The organism is Pseudomonas sp. ADPe (genome assembly GCF_014843515.1).
GTDB lineage: Bacteria > Pseudomonadota > Gammaproteobacteria > Pseudomonadales > Pseudomonadaceae > Pseudomonas > Pseudomonas citronellolis.
In genome coordinates this window covers 5,968,881-5,985,392 of sequence record NZ_CP062122.1, presented here as the reverse complement: position 1 = coordinate 5,985,392, position 16,512 = coordinate 5,968,881, and the positions used below count along the sequence as shown (strand labels likewise).

The following is a 16,512-nucleotide window of genomic DNA, read 5'->3' as shown; positions in this document are numbered from 1 at the left end:
CACCTGGGAGATGGCCGGTCGCGCTGTCGTGCTGCGCATCGAACCCCCTGCGGGGTTTCGCCCCTGTCGGGCTTCCATCGTTCCCTCGCTCCGCTCGGCTGACGCCTCCGGCCCGGCTTCCAGCTTCGGGCCTGCGCGCTTCGCTTACCGTGCGGTCGGCACATAGAGGCGGCCGTTGCCATGTCCAACCGTCTTCCCTGAGTTCATCACCTTGTCCGCGACTGTAGCCCGCTCTGCTGGCGGCGTCCGTTGGCGCTGCGGCCCTGCAACCGGGAGTTGGCGCAGGCCGCGAAGGACATTGCCGCCGATACCGGCTTGGCGCATCGCCCGGTGGCCGACGGTCAGCGCGTGGCCGGCATCTACCGGCGCAGCGTCATGCTCGCCAGCGGGCGCTACACGATGCTCGATGACGGCATGGGCTTCTCGCTGGTGCCGTGGAAGCCGGTGATCGAGCAGCGGCTGGGGCAGCAGCTTGCCGCGACGGTGCGCGGTGGCGGGGTGTCGTGGGAGATTGGCCGTCAACGAGGCCCCGCAGTTGGCTAACCGCTCCGGGGTTCTCTGTGCAGGGGGTGGCTCGGGTAGTACAGGTAGTTGCCGGGAATGGCGGGCATTAATCCTCCAGCACGCGCACAAGTTGCCCCTCCTCAATGTGGGGGTGAACTCTCCTTCAGGCAGGGAGGCGATCCCTCAATCCCGCCATCGCCGACCCCACCCCTGCTTGGTCAAGGCATGTTGGCTACGCTATGGCAAGAGCATTCAGCCAGTCCCTGCAGGATGCCGCATGTTTCTACAGGCCTAGCGCCCGAGCATTTTTCGCGCAGGGCGAACAAGTGTGTCTTCAACTGCGACAACGCTTCCATACGCACTTCCACCTCCTGGATGTGGTTATCCAGTAGCGCATTAACCTCGCCGCAATCCTGTGTCGGGTTATCGCGCAAACCCAAAAGCGCCCTCACTTCGCTGAGCGTCATGTCGAGAGAGCGGCAGTGTCGAATGAACTGCAAGCGCTCAATGTGGGCGTCGCCATACAGTCGGAAGTTGCCACTGCTGCGCGCAGGCGCTGGCAACAGCCCTTCTTTTTCATAGTAGCGGATCGTCACCACCTCGCATCTTGTCCGCTGGGCGAGTTCGCCAATCCTGATTTTCATGCTTCCTCCTCACACATCGCTTGACTCTATAGTGGCTATAGATATTTTAATACACCAATCTGTATGAAGGAATTGCCATGAGCGAATGCGGTTCAACAGGATGCGGCTGCTCGACCAAGCCGATCAGTCCAGCCGGAGCGACGACCCAAACGACAGTCGAATCGGCCGAAGCGGTCTATCGCATCGAGAACATGGATTGCCCCACGGAAGAGGCACTGATTCGGGGCAAGCTGGCCGGGATGTCCGGCATGATCGGACTCGACTTCAACCTGATGCAACGCACCTTGACCGTGCGACACGAATTACCGTCACTGGCTCCGGTTGAGCAAGCCTTGACGGCCGTTGGCATGCATGCCGTGCGCGTGGACGACGCATCGGCTGGGCAGACCACCAAGCTGAGCATCGCCAAGATGGATTGCCCGACTGAAGAGGCGCTGATCCGCAACAAGCTCGCCACAGTGGCCGGGGTTGCCGATCTCGATTTCAATCTGATGCAGCGCACGCTGTCGGTGCGCCATGCTTCCCGCACTCTGCCGGAGGTACTGGCTGCGCTGACATCGCTGGGCTTCGAGGCGCAAGTGCTCGATGCGAAGACGGCCACACCCTCATCGGCGGCATCGACGGCCGCCTCAACGAACTGGTGGCCGCTCGGCGTCTCCTTGTTAGCAGCATCGGCGGCGGAAGCAGTGTACTGGCTCCACAACGGCAATCACTGGTCGGTTGTGGTGCTGGCTCTGGTTGCCGTCTTCACGGGGGGACTGTCCACCTACAAGAAGGGTTGGATTGCGCTCAAGAACCGCAATCTCAACATGAACGCCCTGATGTCGATTGCCGTCACGGGCGCGATGCTGATCGGCCATTGGCCAGAAGCTGCGATGGTAATGGTGCTTTTCGCGCTGGCCGAGGTGATCGAAGCCAAGTCGCTGGATCGTGCCCGCAACGCCATCCGTGGCTTGCTCGATCTCGCGCCAGAACAGGCCACGGTGCAGCAGCCGGACGGCACATGGCGCGAAGTGGATGCCAAACAAGTTGCCATCGGCAGCCGGGTTCGCGTCAAGCCGGGCGAACGCATCGCGCTCGATGGCGAAGTAGTGGAAGGACGCTCTACCGTCAACCAAGCGCCGATCACTGGCGAGAGCCTTCCGGTCGAAAAGGCTCTGGACGATCTAGTGTTCGCAGGCACGATCAACGAATCCGGCTCCTTCGAATATCGTGTTACGGCCGTGGCCGACAACTCAACCCTGGCCCGCATCATCCATGCGGTGGAGGCCGCGCAAGGCAGCCGCGCACCCACCCAGCGCTTCGTCGATCAGTTCGCCCGCTGGTACACGCCCATCGTGTTCGGCTTGGCTATTGCCGTCGCGCTGGCACCGCCGATGTTCATGGACGCTGCATGGCCGGACTGGATTTACCGTGCGCTGGTTTTGCTGGTCGTCGCCTGCCCGTGTGCGCTGGTGATCTCCACGCCGGTCAGCATTGTCAGCGGTTTGGCCGCTGCCGCCCGGCACGGCGTTCTCATCAAGGGCGGTGTTTATCTGGAAGAAGGCCACAAGTTGCGTTGGCTGGCACTGGACAAGACCGGCACGATCACGCACGGCAAGCCGGCGCAGACCGATTTCCTCGTGTGGGACAGTGCGCCATCGGCTGACAGCCGCAGCATCGCTGCCAGTCTGGCTACCCGCTCTGACCATCCGGTGTCAAAGGCCGTGGCGCAGGCTGCGAGCGCCGAAGGCGTTGGGCTGAGGGAAGTCACTGAGTTCACCGCACTGCCCGGTCGGGGCGTGAGCGGCAGCATCGATGGTGCAAGCTATCACCTTGGAAACCATAGGTTGCTCGAAGAGTTGGGGCGCTGCACGCCTGAGGTGGAAGAACGCATCACGGCGCTGGAGGCCCAAGGCAAGACCGTCGTCACGCTGGTTGGCCCGAACGGCGTGCAAGCTCTGTTTGCGGTCGCCGACACGATCAAGGACAGCAGCCGAAGCGCCGTCGCTGAACTGCATTCACTGGGCATCAACACCATAATGCTGACCGGCGACAACCCGCACACCGCCCAGGCGATTGCGAAGCAAGCCGGGATCGACCGTGCGCAGGGCAACTTGATGCCGCACGACAAGCTGCGCGAGGTCGAACAATTGGCGCAGACCGGCAAGATCGGCATGGTAGGTGACGGCATCAACGATGCACCGGCCTTGGCACGCGCCGACATCGGCTTTGCAATGGGGGCAGCTGGCACTGACACGGCCATCGAGACGGCCGACGTGGCGCTGATGGACGATGACCTGCGGAAGATTCCAACCTTCGTGCGCCTGTCGAGAGCCACAGCTCAGGTGCTCACGCAAAACATCGTGCTGGCCCTCGGCATTAAAGCGGTATTTCTGGTGCTGACCTTCACCGGCCACGCGACCATGTGGATGGCCGTGTTTGCCGACATGGGGGCCAGCCTGCTCGTCGTGGGCAACGGCCTGAGGTTGTTGCGCCGATGAGCTTGAAATTCATTCTCTATGATTGGTGTGGTCTGAACGTCGCCCTGTTCCAAGCCATCAATGCAGGCACGCCCGCCGCGCTGGAGCCGATTGCGTGGTTCTTCAGCCTCGTTGGAAATTACTGGACAGCCCCTCTCGTGATGCTGAGCCTGTGGTGGTGGTCGAAGTCGGCCGCCGATCCGGCGCGCGCCAATGCCGTGCGACTCCGAGTCACTGGCTTTGGCATGGCTTTCTTGCTGGCCTTGCTTGCCGCCACCGTCTTGAAGCTGTGGCTCGACTTCCCGCGCCCGCCCGCTGTGCTAGGCGAGCTGGTGCGCCTCATCGGGCAGGCCGAACGCCACTACAGCCTGCCCAGTGGGCATGCCACCTATTCGGCGCTGGTAGTCGGCGCGCTCTGGCCCCAGGTGGGTCGTCGTGGCCGCATCGGTTTGGTGATCTACGCCGGGCTGGTTGGCTGGTCGCGCATCGCATCTGGAATGCACTTCCCGGCCGACGTGCTGGCGGGTTGGGGTCTCGGATTGGGCTGTACTGCTCTTGCCGGCAGATTGGTATCGCTGATTGCTCCCGTATGGCGCATGGCCCGCCGCACGTCGGCCCTGGTCTGGTACGGGGTGGCCGCCTGCGCCGTCATGGCCGATCAGCTCGCAAAGCTCGTCATCTCCCGAACGTTCGCTTACGGCGAGCAGATCGAAGTCACCCCTTTCTTCAACCTTGTCCATGTACTGAATCCGGGGGCCGCATTCAGCTTCCTAGCTGGAGCTGGCGGATGGCAACGCTACTTTTTCATCGCTCTTGGCTTGGCCGTTTCAGCTTGGCTTGTGCACATTCTGCGGCGGCCACTGTCCCGCCCTGAAGCAGCGGGCTACGGCCTGATTCTCGGTGGCGCACTTGGGAATGTCTTGGATCGCGTGTTGCGAGGGCAGGTCGTGGACTTCCTCGACTTCCATTGGCGACACGCGCACTGGCCTGCCTTCAATCTTGCCGACGTAGCTATCACCTCCGGGGCGGTCTTGCTCATCTTGAAAGGGCTGACCCAAGGCAAGGTCGTGGACTCCCAGGCAGATGCGAATTATAATCATTCTCGTTAATTTAACTAGAGAATTTCCCATGCCCTGCCGAGCACCTTTTCGCTGGCTGATGGCGCTGCTGCTGGCGACTTGTACGTTGCTCGGCGGGCCAGCACACGCAGCCGATAGCACCGAAGTCAAAGCCAAACAGATTTGGCAGCTCTTGGACTATGTAGCCGTTGATTACGGCGGCGCAGTGGCCAATGGCACGGTGCTGAAAGACTCGGAATACGCCGAGATGCAGGAATTCGCCACCACGGCCGAGCGTCAGCTGAGCGAGCTGCCGGGCCAGACTGACAAGGGCGTCTTGCTGCAACAGGCCGCCGAGCTGCGCCTGGCGGTGGCCAATAAGGCCGATCCGGCAACCGTAGGGCGACTGGCGCACGTGCTGTCCAGCGCGGTGCAAAAGGCGTACCCATTCCCGGTAGCCCCGACCGCCATGCCGGATTTGGCACGGGGCGCTCAGTTGTTTCAGGCGCAATGTGTGGCCTGTCACGGCGCGCAAGGGCGCGGCGACGGCCCATTGGCTGCGTCCCTGAGTCCCAAACCGACCGCGCTGGCCGAGCACATGCGGGCGCGTGAGCGCAGCCTGTTCGCGCTGCATCAAATCATCAGCAATGGCGTCCAAGGAACCGCGATGCAAGGCTTTGGCTCGCTGTCGGATGCGGATCGCTGGGCGTTGGCATTCTTTGTCGGCACGCTCTCCTATACGGAGAGCGACAAGGCCGAAGGAGCGAAGCTCTGGCAGACGAATGCACCGGCCAGGCAAGCTGTGGGCAATCTGGACGTGTTGACACAAACCTCTGAGCATGTGTTGGCGGATCGGCTGGATGAGCAGTCGGGCAAAGCGCTGACCGCATACCTTCGCGCCAACCCCAGCGAGCTTGACGCAAACAAGCCGAAGGGCACCGCGATTGCCAAGGCCAAGCTGGCCGAGAGCGTGGTCGCATTGCAAGGCGGGGATCGTGCGGGCGCGACCAAACTGGCCCTGTCCGCCTACCTCGATGGCTTCGAGCCCATTGAACCGGCACTGGCCACCCGCAACCGCCCTCTGTTCGAGAAGATCGAAGCCGCAATGGTGTCCTACCGGGCATTGGTGGCCAACGGCACGCCTGCCGACGTACAGGCCGACCAACAGCGTTTGCAGGGGCTGCTCGATGAGGCAGACAAGGTGCTTGCGCCCTCGGAAAACGATGCAGTGGCGGCTTTCATCGGGGCGCTGACCATCTTGCTGCGCGAGGGCTTGGAAGCCCTATTGGTGGTGGTGGCCATGCTGGCATTTCTCAAGAAGGCCGAGCGCCGGGACGTGGTGGCCTACGTGCATGCTGGCTGGGTGGCCGCACTGGCCGCAGGCGGCATCACTTGGGCCGTGGCGACCTACTTGGTCGGCGTCAGCGGCGCGAGCCGGGAGTTGACCGAGGGATTTTCGTCACTCTTTGCCGCCGTGGTTCTGCTCGGCGTGGGCATGTGGATGCACCAGAAGAGCGTGGCTGGCCGCTGGCAGGTTTATCTCAAAGAGAAGCTGTCCTCAGCGCTCAACAAACGCACGGCATGGTTCCTGTTCTCGCTGGCTTTCGTCGCGGTGTACCGCGAAGTATTCGAGACGGTACTGTTCTACGCCGCTCTCTGGACAGAAGGCAATGGATGGCCGTTGCTCGCTGGTTTGGGAACGGGCATGGCGCTCCTAGCCCTGCTTGCCGCCGTGTTGCTGCGTACCAGTGCGCGCCTTCCAATTGGGCAATTCTTTGCTGTGAGTTCCCTGCTTGTGGCAGTGCTCGCAGTGATCTTGGCTGGCAAGGGCATTGCCGGACTTCAAGAAGCTGGATTGCTACACACCAGTCCAATTGCAATTCCGCGCATCGACCTACTGGGCATTTATCCAACTTGGCAAACACTATTGGCTCAACTCGCCGTGCTGCTCATAGTGCTGGTCGCGTTTACCTTCAATTCGCGTTCGACGCGCCAGATAGCGGCGCCACGAGGCTGACTCAACGCATGCGTCTGCTTGAGCTATACCCTAGTCGAGGCGTCAGGCACGCCAATGGAGTTGCGTCAGAGGTGCCATCGCCCAAGGAGATCGCCGATGGAGCTTCGTCATTTACGCTGTTTTCAGGCCGTGGCCGAAGAACTGCACTTCGCCCGAGCTGCCGAGCGATTGCACATCGACCAGTCGCCGCTGTCCCGCACCATCAAGGAACTGGAGGAAGAACTCGGCGCCCGCCTGTTCGTTCGCACTACCCGCAGCACTCAACTGACCCGCGCTGGGCGGAAGCTCTTGGAGCATGTGCCGCGCATCTTCACTGCACTGGAGCAGGCGCGCGATAGCGTCAAGTCCGCTGCCAACGGCTTTCATGGGCAGTTGCGTATTGCCTTGTCCGATGGCGTCACACCTTCGCGCTTGCCTGCCTTGCTAGCACGCTGCCGTGAAGAAGACCCCGAAGTGGAGGTACGGCTGTTTGAGGTGTCTCTGTCCCAACAGATCAAGGGACTGCACGACGACCTGTACGACGCGGGCTTTTCGATGGCCGACGACGTGGGCGATGGCATCTTGGTCACTCCTGCTTGGGAGGACGAATTGATGGTGGCGGTGCCCGCTCGCCATCCGTTGCTTGCCTACAAGCGCGTACCGCCGGAGGAAGTATTGCGCCATCCGCTGGTGCTATGCGACCCGGCGGTATGCGCAGGCCACGCGCGCCAAGTTGATCGCATCTTGCGCAAACACGAAATGGAGCCACTGATCGTTCAGCGCGTTGCCACGTATGACGTGATGATGACCTTCGTGTCGGCCGGCCTTGCTCTTGGGCTGGCTGGAGCGGCCCACATCGCCGCCGGCCGTGAGCCTGGCGTCGTCGGTCGGCCGCTGGCCGGGGAGCCACCGATGTTGACGACCTATCTGCTTCGCCGCGATACGGAGCCATCCGAAATGTTCACCCGTTTCATCGAACGGGTTAGCTACCTTGACGCAGCGGATGAGACTGGCCCCGCCGAAGATCTCGCAGCTCACCCAACGAAAGGACTGGAACCATGAACAAAGTGCTGCCGCTGCTGACGATGGCCACCGCATTGGCGGCATGTGGTCAATCCCAGCCCTCGGAAACCGTGGACTACCTTGTGGCCCATCCCGAGCGCATCAAGGAACTCCAGCGCCAATGCAAGGAGGATCGCGCGAAGGTCGGCGACGAACTCTGCGTGCGCGCGGCCGAGGCTGCCAAGCGGCGCTTCTTCGGCGATCGGCCGGAGCAAAAGACGCAGTAATACCCGCCGCCGTCGCACCGCCGCGACGAAGTTCTCGCTGTTACCTCGACACGCCGCAACGCTCTCGCGTTAGCGGCGTTTTTATTGTCTTCGCTCCAGCAAGAAATCTTGTTTTTTTGGCCTGAATTGCCGCCATAACGGCCTTTGACCGACCTGCGCACGCACCTTGATCCTCGGTACTGCGGCACCTGTGTGTGCCGTGATTGGAGGCAGGGTCATGCAAGGGACGAACGTGCTGTTCGGTCAGATCGCCGTCGTGTTCGGCATCGTGATCGCCGGCGTGTGGGGCGCCACACAATGGACAGCAGCGGCCCTTGGCTACCAAGTACGCCTTGGCTCGCCCTGGTTCGATTTTCTTGGCACGCCGATCTACCACCCGTGGAAGCTATTCGAGTGGTGGTTCTTCTTCGACGCCTACGCGCCGCGCGTTTTCGACACCGGCGGCGCCGTCGCGGGCGGCAGCGGCTTGTTGGCGGTGGTCGTCGCCATCGGCATGTCGATCTGGCGGTCGCGCCAATCGCGTCTCGTCACGACCTATGGCTCAGCCCGCTGGGCGAACGCGGAGGACATTCGCAAGGCGGGCCTCACGCAGCCGGTCGGCGTGTTCCTCGGCCAGCACGACCGCCAGTACCTGCGGCATGAGGGGCCGGAACACGTCCTGACCTTCGCGCCCACGCGCTCGGGCAAGGGCGTCGGCCTAGTGGTGCCCACCTTGTTGAGCTGGCCGGCCTCGGCCGTCATCCACGACATCAAGGGCGAGAACTGGCAGATCACCGCCGGCTGGCGCAGCCGTTTCAGCCACTGCCTGCTGTTCAACCCCACGGATGCGAAGTCGGCAGCGTACAACCCGCTGCTGGAGGTCCGGCGCGGCGCGCATGAGGTGCGCGACGTGCAGAACATTGCGGACATCCTGGTCGATCCCGAAGGCGCGCTGGAGAAGCGCAACCATTGGGAAAAGACCAGCCACGCGCTGCTGGTCGGTGCCATCCTGCATGTGCTGTATGCCAGCGAGGACAAGACGCTGCGCGGCGTCGCCAACTTCCTCAGCGACCCGGCCAGCCCGTTCGAGCTGACCTTGCATCGGATGATGACCACGCCCCACCTGGGCGATGGCCCGCATCCCGTCGTCGCTTCGGCGGCGCGCGAAGTGCTCAACAAGTCGGACAACGAGCGTTCCGGCGTGTTGAGCACCGCCATGTCGTTCCTCGGCCTTTACCGTGATCCGACGGTGGCCGAAGTCACCTCGCGCTGCGACTGGCGTATCGCCGACCTCATTTCCGCCGAACACCCCGTGCCGTCGCCGTGTTCGCGAGCTGCCCTCTAGAAACCGACAAGCCGCAGTTCGTATTCCTGGCTGACCGCACGACAGTGCCCGGCCAAGGTATCGGCATCGCAACAGATGAGCCGATGCCATGTGCCCCTCTCCACCCTGGTTTCACCATCCCGAACGCCGCCTGCTGGCGGGTTTTCTCGGCCTGCTTTGGTCGGTGCTGGCTGGCGGCTGCGCGACGACGAGCGCGCCGGTCGCGCCCGACACCATCGAGGAAGTCTCGGCCGTACCCGCATTTGAGGCGCCCGAGTACATCCCCGTCGTGCGCTACGGCCGCTACACCCTCGTGGAACTCGCACCCACGGCGGCGCAGCGCGACCTGCTGTTGCAGACCATCGATGTCGCCATGCCGGAGGACGCCCGCGCCACGGTCGGCGACGGGCTGCGGCATGTGCTCAAGCGCAGCGGCTACGGCTTGTGCCAGACGGCGCACGCGGTGATCGAGCTGTACGCACTGCCGCTGCCGGCGGCGCACCTGCACCTCGGCCCCATGACCCTGCGCGATGCGCTGCTCACGCTGGCTGGTCCGGCCTGGGAACTGCACGCGGATGACCGCGCGCGGCAAATCTGCTTCGAGCGGCCCGGCGACAGCATGACCGCCGACAACGCACCCGCGCCGCCCGCCACCGAGGCGGTGCAGACGTTCCCGCTCGCCCCCGCAGCACCGGGAGGCCAGCCATGAACGCCCCGCAGGCCACCCAGCGTTCAACCGCCGCCGTGGTGGTACAGAGCCTGATGTGGCTCTGGCTGATCGGCCTCAGTGTCCTCATGGCCCTCGGCTACCAGGCGATGAACGACCAGGCCGACCAGGAGCGCCTCGATTCCCGCCTGCAACGCCTCGAAGCGCAGGCAACAGGCCTGGCCGAGACCGTCGAGGCCATCCAGCAGCGTCCGGCCGTCGCCCCGGCGGCAGACCTCAAAGACACCCGCCAAATCCTGGAGGCACGCGCAGCCCAGGTCGAGCAATCGCTGAGCAGCTATGCCGCTGCCGACGACCTTCAGGCACTGCGCGCCGAAGTCGAGCAGGTCAAGGCGCGCCAAACCGCCGCACGCGCCGCAGTACCCGCCCAGCCGCGCGCACCGAGCAAGTCAGCCGCCAGGCCCGAACCGCCGCCGCTCCCGTTCCGCATCGTCGGTGCCGAACTGCGTGCCGGCGAGCGCAGCGTGTCCGTCGCGCCAAGCAATGGCGACTTCACGCCCGACCAGCTTCAGGTGCTGCTCCCCGGCGATGCGGTCGGCCCGTGGCGCTTGCAGGCCGTCGAGGGCAACACCGCGGTGTTCCAGGCCGGCGACCAGACCCGCCGCGTGGCGATTCCCTGACCGGAGCACACCACATGAAGCCATCGATCATCCTTTCCGCGCTCCTGCTGGCGTCCGCCCAGTGGCCCGCCTGGGCGCAGCAGCCCGCCACGGCTCCCGCCCGCAATGCGCAGAGCCAGGAGCGCCCGCTGGCCGCCCGCATCCTGGACGACCGGGTGGCGAGCGACTGGGGCCTGCAACCGCAGGAATGGGCACGCTACCGCGAACTGATGGACGGGCCGCTGGGCATCTACTCGCCCAACCTGGACCCGCTTTCAGCCTTGGGCATCGAGGCCCGCACCGACGAGGAACGGCGCCGCTACGCAGAACTGCAGGTGCAGGTCGAAGCGCGCCGCGTCGAGAAGCTGCTTGCCTATCAGCGCGCCTACGACGAGGCCTGGCAGCGCCTGAACCCTGGCATGCAGCGAGTGAACCTGCCGGACGACAAGCCGGTCGCCGGAACCACGCGCGGCTCCGGCCGCACGGCGGTGTTCGTCAAGGACGGCTGCGTGGCCTGCGGCCAGCTCGTGCAGCGCCTGCAATCGGCGGGCGCCGAATTCGACCTGTACATGGTCGGCAGCCGCCAGGACGACGCGCGCATCCGCGACTGGGCCAAGCGCGCGAACGTCGATCCGACGCGCGTGCGCAGCGGCAGCATCACGCTCAACCACGACGGCGGCCGCTGGTTGACCTTGGGGGTGCCCGGCGATCTGCCCGCGGTCGTGCGCGAGGTGAACGGCCAATGGCAGCGCCAGCCATAGCCGCACTCCTGCGCGCACTGGTGCTCGCCGCTGGCCTGTTCGCCTGCGTCGCCCAGGCCCAGGAGGTTCCGCCACCGGCCTACCAGCTCGCCGCACAGCGCGCAGGCATCCCCTCGACGGTGCTCTACGCGGTGGCGCTGCAGGAGAGCGGCATCCGGCGCAACGGGCGCATCGTCCCGTGGCCGTGGTCGCTCAATGTCGCCGGCCAGTCGCGCCGCTATGCGACCCGTTCCGATGCCTGCGCGGGCTTGCAGCGGGCGATGCGCTCCACGCCGCACACGCGCATCGACGCGGGCCTGGGCCAGATCAACCTCGGCTACCACCAGCAGCGCTACGCCAGCGCCTGCGACTTGCTCGACCCGTACCGGAACCTCGCCATCGCTGCCGAGATCCTGCGCGAGCAGCATGCCCCCGGCGAGGACTGGTTGCTGGCGATCGGCCGCTACCACCGTCCTGCCGGGGGCGAGCCTGCCGCCCGCTACCGGCGCAGCGTATCCCGCCACCTTGCCCGCGTGCAGGGCGCGCGCCCAACCGGCGCGGTCCTCGCGGCGCGCCAGGAGACATCCCCATGACGACATCCCATCTGGCCCATCTCTCGGTGAAGGGTCTGCTCGTACTGCTGGCGGGTCTGCCGCTGGCCTCGCTTGCCGGCGAGCCGCTGATCGTGGTCGAAGACCGTGGCGGCGCGTCGGCGCTGCCGTACTACGAAGCCCTGAACCTCCAGCCGCGTGCCAACGCGCCGGCCCGGCCGCCTATCCCGACGCCCCAGGTTCCCGCCACGCCGGCGGACGAGGCCGCGATGCTGCCGGTGCGCAGCGCCCAGCTCACGCCCGGCACCGTCGCGCGGCGGGTCATCGAGGCTCCGGGTCTGCGGCCTTTCGTGGTCGTTGGCGACGACGAGGCATCTCAAGCCTGGCTGGACCGCCACGCAACATCGCTGCGTGAGCGCGGCGCGGTCGGCCTGGTGGTCAACGTGGATACCATGCAGGCCCTGGAACGGCTACGTGCCCTGGTGCCCGGCGTGCCGCTCGCACCGGTATCCGGCGACGACCTGGCCGAGCGTCTGGGCCTGCGGCACTACCCCGCGCTGATCACTGCCACCGGCATCGAGCAATGAAGCCATGTCGGGGAAACAACCAGTCGAGGTCCTGCTTCGCCCAGCGGTGGAGCTATACACCGTCGCAGCGTGTGCAGGCGCCGCGTTTCTGTCCTTGGTGGCCCCATGGTCGCTCGCGCTGAGTCCCGTCATGGGCATCGGCAGTGCGCTGGCGTTCGGCGCCTACGGCGCGATCCGCTACCGCGATGCCCGCGTCATCCTGCGCTACCGGCGCAACATCCGGCGTCTGCCGCGCTACGTGATGACCAGCAAGGACGTGCCGGTCAGCCAGCAGCGGCTCTTTGTCGGGCGCGGCTTCCTGTGGGAGCAGAAGCACACCCATAGGCTGGTGCAGACGTACCGGCCGGAGTTTCGCCACTATGTCGAGCCGAGGTCGGCCTACCGGCTGGCGCGGCGGCTGGAGGAACGGCTGGAGTTTGCGCCGTTCCCGCTCTCGCGCCTGGCAAAGCTGACCGGCTGGGATGTGCCGTTCAATCCCATGCGCCCGCTGCCGCCCGTCGGAGGCCTGCCACGTCTGCATGGCATCGAACCTGATGAGGTGGACGTCGGCCTGCCGCTGGGCGAGCGTGTCGGGCACTCCCTGGTGCTGGGCACCACACGCGTGGGCAAGACACGGCTGGCCGAATTGTTCGTGACCCAAGACATCAGGCGACGAAACGCTGCGGGCGAACACGAAGTCGTGATCGTCATCGACCCCAAAGGGGACGCAGACCTGCTCAAGCGGATGTATATCGAGGCCAAGCGTGCGGGCCGTGAGGGGGAGTTCTACGTCTTCCACCTGGGATGGCCAGACATCTCCGCGCGCTACAACGCCGTGGGGCGATTCGGGCGCATATCGGAAGTCGCCACCCGCGTTGCGGGGCAGCTTTCCGGCGAGGGCAACAGCGCGGCGTTCCGCGAGTTCGCCTGGCGCTTCGTCAACATCATTGCGCGCGCGTTGGTGGAACTGGGACAGCGCCCGGACTACATGCTGATCCAGCGGCACGTCATCAACATCGACGCGCTGTTCATCGAGTACGCCCAGCATTTCTTCGCGAAGACGGAGCCCAAGGCCTGGGAGGTGATCGTCCAGATCGAGGCCAAGCTCAACGAGAAAAACATCCCGCGCAACATGATCGGGCGCGAGAAGCGCGTGGTGGCGCTGGAGCAGTACCTCTCGCAGGCGCGCAACTACGACCCCGTGCTGGATGGCCTGCGCTCGGCTGTCCGATACGACAAGACCTATTTCGACAAAATCGTCGCCAGTCTCTTACCCCTGCTGGAGAAGCTCACCAGCGGCAAGATCGCCCAGCTCCTGGCCCCGAACTACTCCGACCTGGGCGACCCGCGCCCGATCTTCGACTGGATGCAGGTCATCAGAAAGCGTGCCGTGGTCTATGTGGGTCTGGATGCGCTGTCCGATGCCGAAGTCGCCGCAGCGGTCGGCAACTCGATGTTCAGTGATCTCGTGTCGGTCGCTGGGCACATCTACAAGCACGGGATCGACGACGGTCTGCCCGGCGCTTCGGCAGGATCGCGCGTACCGATCAATGTTCATGCCGACGAGTTCAACGAGTTGATGGGTGACGAGTTCATCCCGCTCATCAACAAGGGCGGCGGTGCCGGCCTGCAAGTTACCGCGTACACGCAGACGCTCTCGGACATCGAGGCCCGCATCGGCAACCGCGCCAAGGCCGGTCAGGTCATCGGCAACTTCAACAACTTGTTCATGTTGAGGGTCAGGGAGACGGCGACCGCCGAACTGCTGACGAGGCAACTGCCGAAGGTCGAGGTCTATACGACTACCATCGTGAGCGGCGCGACCGACAGCTCGGACATTCGCGGGGCGACGGATTTCACGTCGAACACCCAGGACCGCATCAGCATGTCCAGCGTGCCGATGATCGAGCCGTCGCATGTCGTCGGCCTGCCCAAGGGCCAGTGCTTCGCGCTGCTGCAGGGCGGCCAGCTTTGGAAAGTGCGCATGCCGCTGCCAGCGCCGGACCCGGACGAGGTGATGCCGGCGGACTTGCAGCAACTGGCCGGGTACATGCGCCAGAGCTACAGCGAAGCGACGCAGTGGTGGGAGTTCACCAGCTCCCCGGCCTTGCAGGACAGGGGCTTGCCCGACGACCTGCTGGATGACGCCGCTGCGGCCGAACCTACCGCGGTAGCCACCGCCAGCGACGAGGACATCGGAAACGAGGCCTCGCCATGAAGGACGCCGCCTCGACTGCGCAACGGGAGCAGAACCAGCGCCAGGGCCTGATCGTCGGCACCATCACCTTGCCGTTCCGGCTGCTCGGGGTGCTGATCGGCTCGCTGCTGTTCTCGATCGTGATCGAGTGCATCGGCATGCACCTGTTCTGGAAGGACCAGGGCTGGCGGCACTCGCAGCAGATGTTGCAGTACGAACTGGGGCACCTGTCCAGCCACTTCACACGCAGCGTGGTCGTGCAGGAACCGGGCCGCACGGCGCACGCGCTGGTGGACACCGGCTACGAATGGGTGTTCGTGCGCTCCGGGCTGCTGGAGCGCATGAGCCAGACCGCCGAACGTGCCCGCGCGCCCAGCCAGGGGAAGGATCAGGGTGGGGGGCGCAACTTCCGCTACTACATCAGCCAGGTCTATGTCTGGACCGAGAGCTACCTGATCGCCGCGGCCTTCACGACGCTCACGTTCCTTGTGCGCCTGCTTGTCCTGGTGCTCACGCTCCCGCTGATCCTCACCGCGGCATTTGTCGGCCTGATCGACGGCCTGGTGCGGCGCGACGTGCGCCGGTTCGGCGCGGGCCGGGAATCCGGCTTCATCTACCACCGCGCGAAAGCCAGCTTGATGCCGCTGGCCGTGCTGCCGTGGGTCACGTACCTGGCACTGCCGATCTCGGTGCATCCACTGCTGATCCTGCTACCCAGCGCCGCCTTGCTGGGACTGGCCGTGAGCCTGACCGCAGGCAGCTTCAAGAAGTACCTCTAGGCCATCAATCCGGGCATGCGCGAGTTCCTATTGTTTGCGGCCTAAAAGCCCCTCGCTGCCCACGATCAAGCCATTGCTGATCACACAGGAATGGCGCGATGTTGGCTCCGATCTGGCTGCGCGCCGCGCATCGCGGCGTGCCCATTTTTCTCATGACGGCCCTCCTGCTGGGGCAGTCCCCCATGGCGTTGGCCGAGTCCCCCGCACAGCGCCAGGAGCTGGTCGCCGCGCTGCGCCAGCTCGACGCCCTGGAGCGCACCGTCGCCGACAGCGCCGCGCATACCCCCATCCAGCCGGGCGAGCGCTACCACTTCGATTACCCGCGGTTACTGACTGACCTGGCGCGCGTGCGCGCCGGCATCCAGGCCCATCTCACACCGTCGCGTGCCCAGCCGCGCGACCCCTCCGAACTGGCCGGCGACTACCGCACCGAGCGGTCCGCTTCGCCATCGCCGACGACTACGGAAGCTAAGCAATGAACGGCGCCCAGGTCTCGGCATTTCAAGCCAACAGCGGCATCGCGCCTTCGGCGATGGCGACCGTCCTGGTCGGCGTCGTGTTCGCGGTCCTGCTCGTGTGGGGCGTCTGGGCCATCCGAACGGCCTACGTGGGGTGGGCCGAGAGCCGCCTCAACCAGCGCCAGTTCCTCGGCGTCTGCATCCGCTTCGTCGCGATGTACCTCGTCCTGAGCTTCTTCCTCCTCTCCTGACCTGAAAGGCACGACCATGCAAAACCGCATCCTCCATTCCCGTCTTGCCCAGCGCGCCGCTGTGGCACTGGGCGCCGCCGCGCTGCCCGCGCTATCGTTCGCGCAAGGCTTGCCGCAGTTGGAAAACCCGACCCGCGGCACCGGCAACGGCATCATGGAAACGATCAGGAACTACGGCTACGACATCATCATGCTCGTGGCCCTCCTGGTCGTGGCGTCGATGTTCATCGGCGTCTGCTACCACGCCTACGGCACCTACGCGGAAATCCACACCGGCCGCAAGACCTGGGGCCAGTTCGGCCTCACCGTCGCGATCGGTGCCGTGCTGCTGGTGATCGGCATCTGGCTGCTCACCGAAGCCACCGGCATCCTGTAAGGCGAGGCCGGT

General features: G+C 65.0%; 16 protein-coding genes and 2 pseudogenes. 17 read left to right on the top strand and 1 reads right to left on the bottom strand.

Features of this window, described 5'->3' with window-relative positions:
* Positions 1–267: 267 nt before the first annotated feature.
* Positions 268–543, top strand: a pseudogene (locus IG194_RS27055) (DUF3363 domain-containing protein); the annotation flags it as partial.
* Between the two features lie 179 nt (positions 544–722).
* Here IG194_RS27055 and cadR read toward each other — a convergent pair.
* Complete coding sequence (cadR, locus tag IG194_RS27050; RefSeq protein ID WP_058489294.1) at positions 723–1,148, bottom strand: Cd(II)/Pb(II)-responsive transcriptional regulator; 426 nt, start codon at positions 1,146–1,148, stop codon at positions 723–725.
* A gap of 77 nt (positions 1,149–1,225) precedes the next feature.
* Between cadR and IG194_RS27045 the strand changes: the two genes are divergently transcribed.
* From IG194_RS27045 to IG194_RS26970, 16 genes and pseudogenes are all read left to right on the top strand, one after another.
* Positions 1,226–3,631, top strand: a complete 2,406-nt coding sequence (locus IG194_RS27045) for a heavy metal translocating P-type ATPase (protein ID WP_058489293.1) — start codon at positions 1,226–1,228, stop codon at positions 3,629–3,631.
* Entirely contained in the window at positions 3,628–4,719 is a 1,092-nt protein-coding gene (gene lspA / locus IG194_RS27040) for a signal peptidase II (protein ID WP_058489292.1), read from the top strand. Before IG194_RS27045 ends, lspA begins: the two co-directional genes overlap by 4 nt.
* Positions 4,720–4,768: 49 nt before the next feature.
* Positions 4,769–6,685 carry a cytochrome c/FTR1 family iron permease gene (locus IG194_RS27035; RefSeq protein ID WP_058489767.1) on the top strand — a complete coding sequence of 639 codons (1,917 nt, stop codon included), beginning with the start codon at positions 4,769–4,771 and terminating at the stop codon, positions 6,683–6,685.
* 96 nt (positions 6,686–6,781) lie between these two features.
* A complete protein-coding gene (locus tag IG194_RS27030) occupies positions 6,782–7,726 on the top strand; it encodes a LysR family transcriptional regulator (RefSeq protein ID WP_058489291.1) in 945 nt (314 codons plus the stop codon).
* On the top strand, positions 7,723–7,953 hold the full coding sequence (locus IG194_RS27025; protein WP_058489290.1) for an EexN family lipoprotein: 231 nt from the start codon (positions 7,723–7,725) through the stop codon (positions 7,951–7,953). Before IG194_RS27030 ends, IG194_RS27025 begins: the two co-directional genes overlap by 4 nt.
* Positions 7,954–8,170: 217 nt before the next feature.
* Positions 8,171–9,247 (top strand): annotated as a pseudogene (gene traG / locus IG194_RS27020) (IncP-type conjugal transfer protein TraG); the annotation flags it as partial.
* A 118-nt stretch (positions 9,248–9,365) separates the two neighbouring features.
* Complete coding sequence (locus tag IG194_RS27015; RefSeq protein WP_058489289.1) at positions 9,366–9,965, top strand: PilL N-terminal domain-containing protein; 600 nt, start codon at positions 9,366–9,368, stop codon at positions 9,963–9,965.
* Positions 9,962–10,603: a hypothetical protein gene (locus IG194_RS27010; RefSeq protein WP_058489288.1), complete on the top strand. Its 642-nt coding sequence runs from the start codon at positions 9,962–9,964 to the stop codon at positions 10,601–10,603. The genes IG194_RS27015 and IG194_RS27010 overlap by 4 nt, the downstream gene beginning before the upstream one ends.
* A 14-nt stretch (positions 10,604–10,617) precedes the next feature.
* Positions 10,618–11,343: a TIGR03759 family integrating conjugative element protein gene (locus IG194_RS27005; RefSeq protein ID WP_058489287.1), complete on the top strand. Its 726-nt coding sequence runs from the start codon at positions 10,618–10,620 to the stop codon at positions 11,341–11,343.
* Positions 11,325–11,915 (top strand): transglycosylase SLT domain-containing protein, encoded by a 591-nt coding sequence (locus IG194_RS27000; RefSeq protein ID WP_058489286.1) that lies wholly within the window; start codon positions 11,325–11,327, stop codon positions 11,913–11,915. The genes IG194_RS27005 and IG194_RS27000 overlap by 19 nt, the downstream gene beginning before the upstream one ends.
* On the top strand, positions 11,912–12,460 hold the full coding sequence (locus IG194_RS26995) for an integrating conjugative element protein (protein WP_058489285.1): 549 nt from the start codon (positions 11,912–11,914) through the stop codon (positions 12,458–12,460). Before IG194_RS27000 ends, IG194_RS26995 begins: the two co-directional genes overlap by 4 nt.
* 4 nt (positions 12,461–12,464) lie before the next feature.
* A complete protein-coding gene (gene traD, locus IG194_RS26990; protein ID WP_058489284.1) occupies positions 12,465–14,657 on the top strand; it encodes a type IV conjugative transfer system coupling protein TraD in 2,193 nt (730 codons plus the stop codon).
* Positions 14,654–15,415, top strand: a complete 762-nt coding sequence (locus IG194_RS26985) for a TIGR03747 family integrating conjugative element membrane protein (protein ID WP_058489283.1) — start codon at positions 14,654–14,656, stop codon at positions 15,413–15,415. The genes traD and IG194_RS26985 overlap by 4 nt, the downstream gene beginning before the upstream one ends.
* A 98-nt stretch (positions 15,416–15,513) precedes the next feature.
* Positions 15,514–15,894 carry an RAQPRD family integrative conjugative element protein gene (locus IG194_RS26980; protein ID WP_058489282.1) on the top strand — a complete coding sequence of 127 codons (381 nt, stop codon included), beginning with the start codon at positions 15,514–15,516 and terminating at the stop codon, positions 15,892–15,894.
* Positions 15,891–16,124, top strand: coding sequence for a TIGR03758 family integrating conjugative element protein (locus IG194_RS26975; RefSeq protein ID WP_058489281.1), 234 nt, complete (start codon positions 15,891–15,893; stop codon positions 16,122–16,124). The genes IG194_RS26980 and IG194_RS26975 overlap by 4 nt, the downstream gene beginning before the upstream one ends.
* Positions 16,125–16,140: 16 nt before the next feature.
* Positions 16,141–16,500 carry a TIGR03745 family integrating conjugative element membrane protein gene (locus IG194_RS26970; protein WP_023095489.1) on the top strand — a complete coding sequence of 120 codons (360 nt, stop codon included), beginning with the start codon at positions 16,141–16,143 and terminating at the stop codon, positions 16,498–16,500.
* The last annotated feature ends 12 nt before the right edge of the window (positions 16,501–16,512 follow it).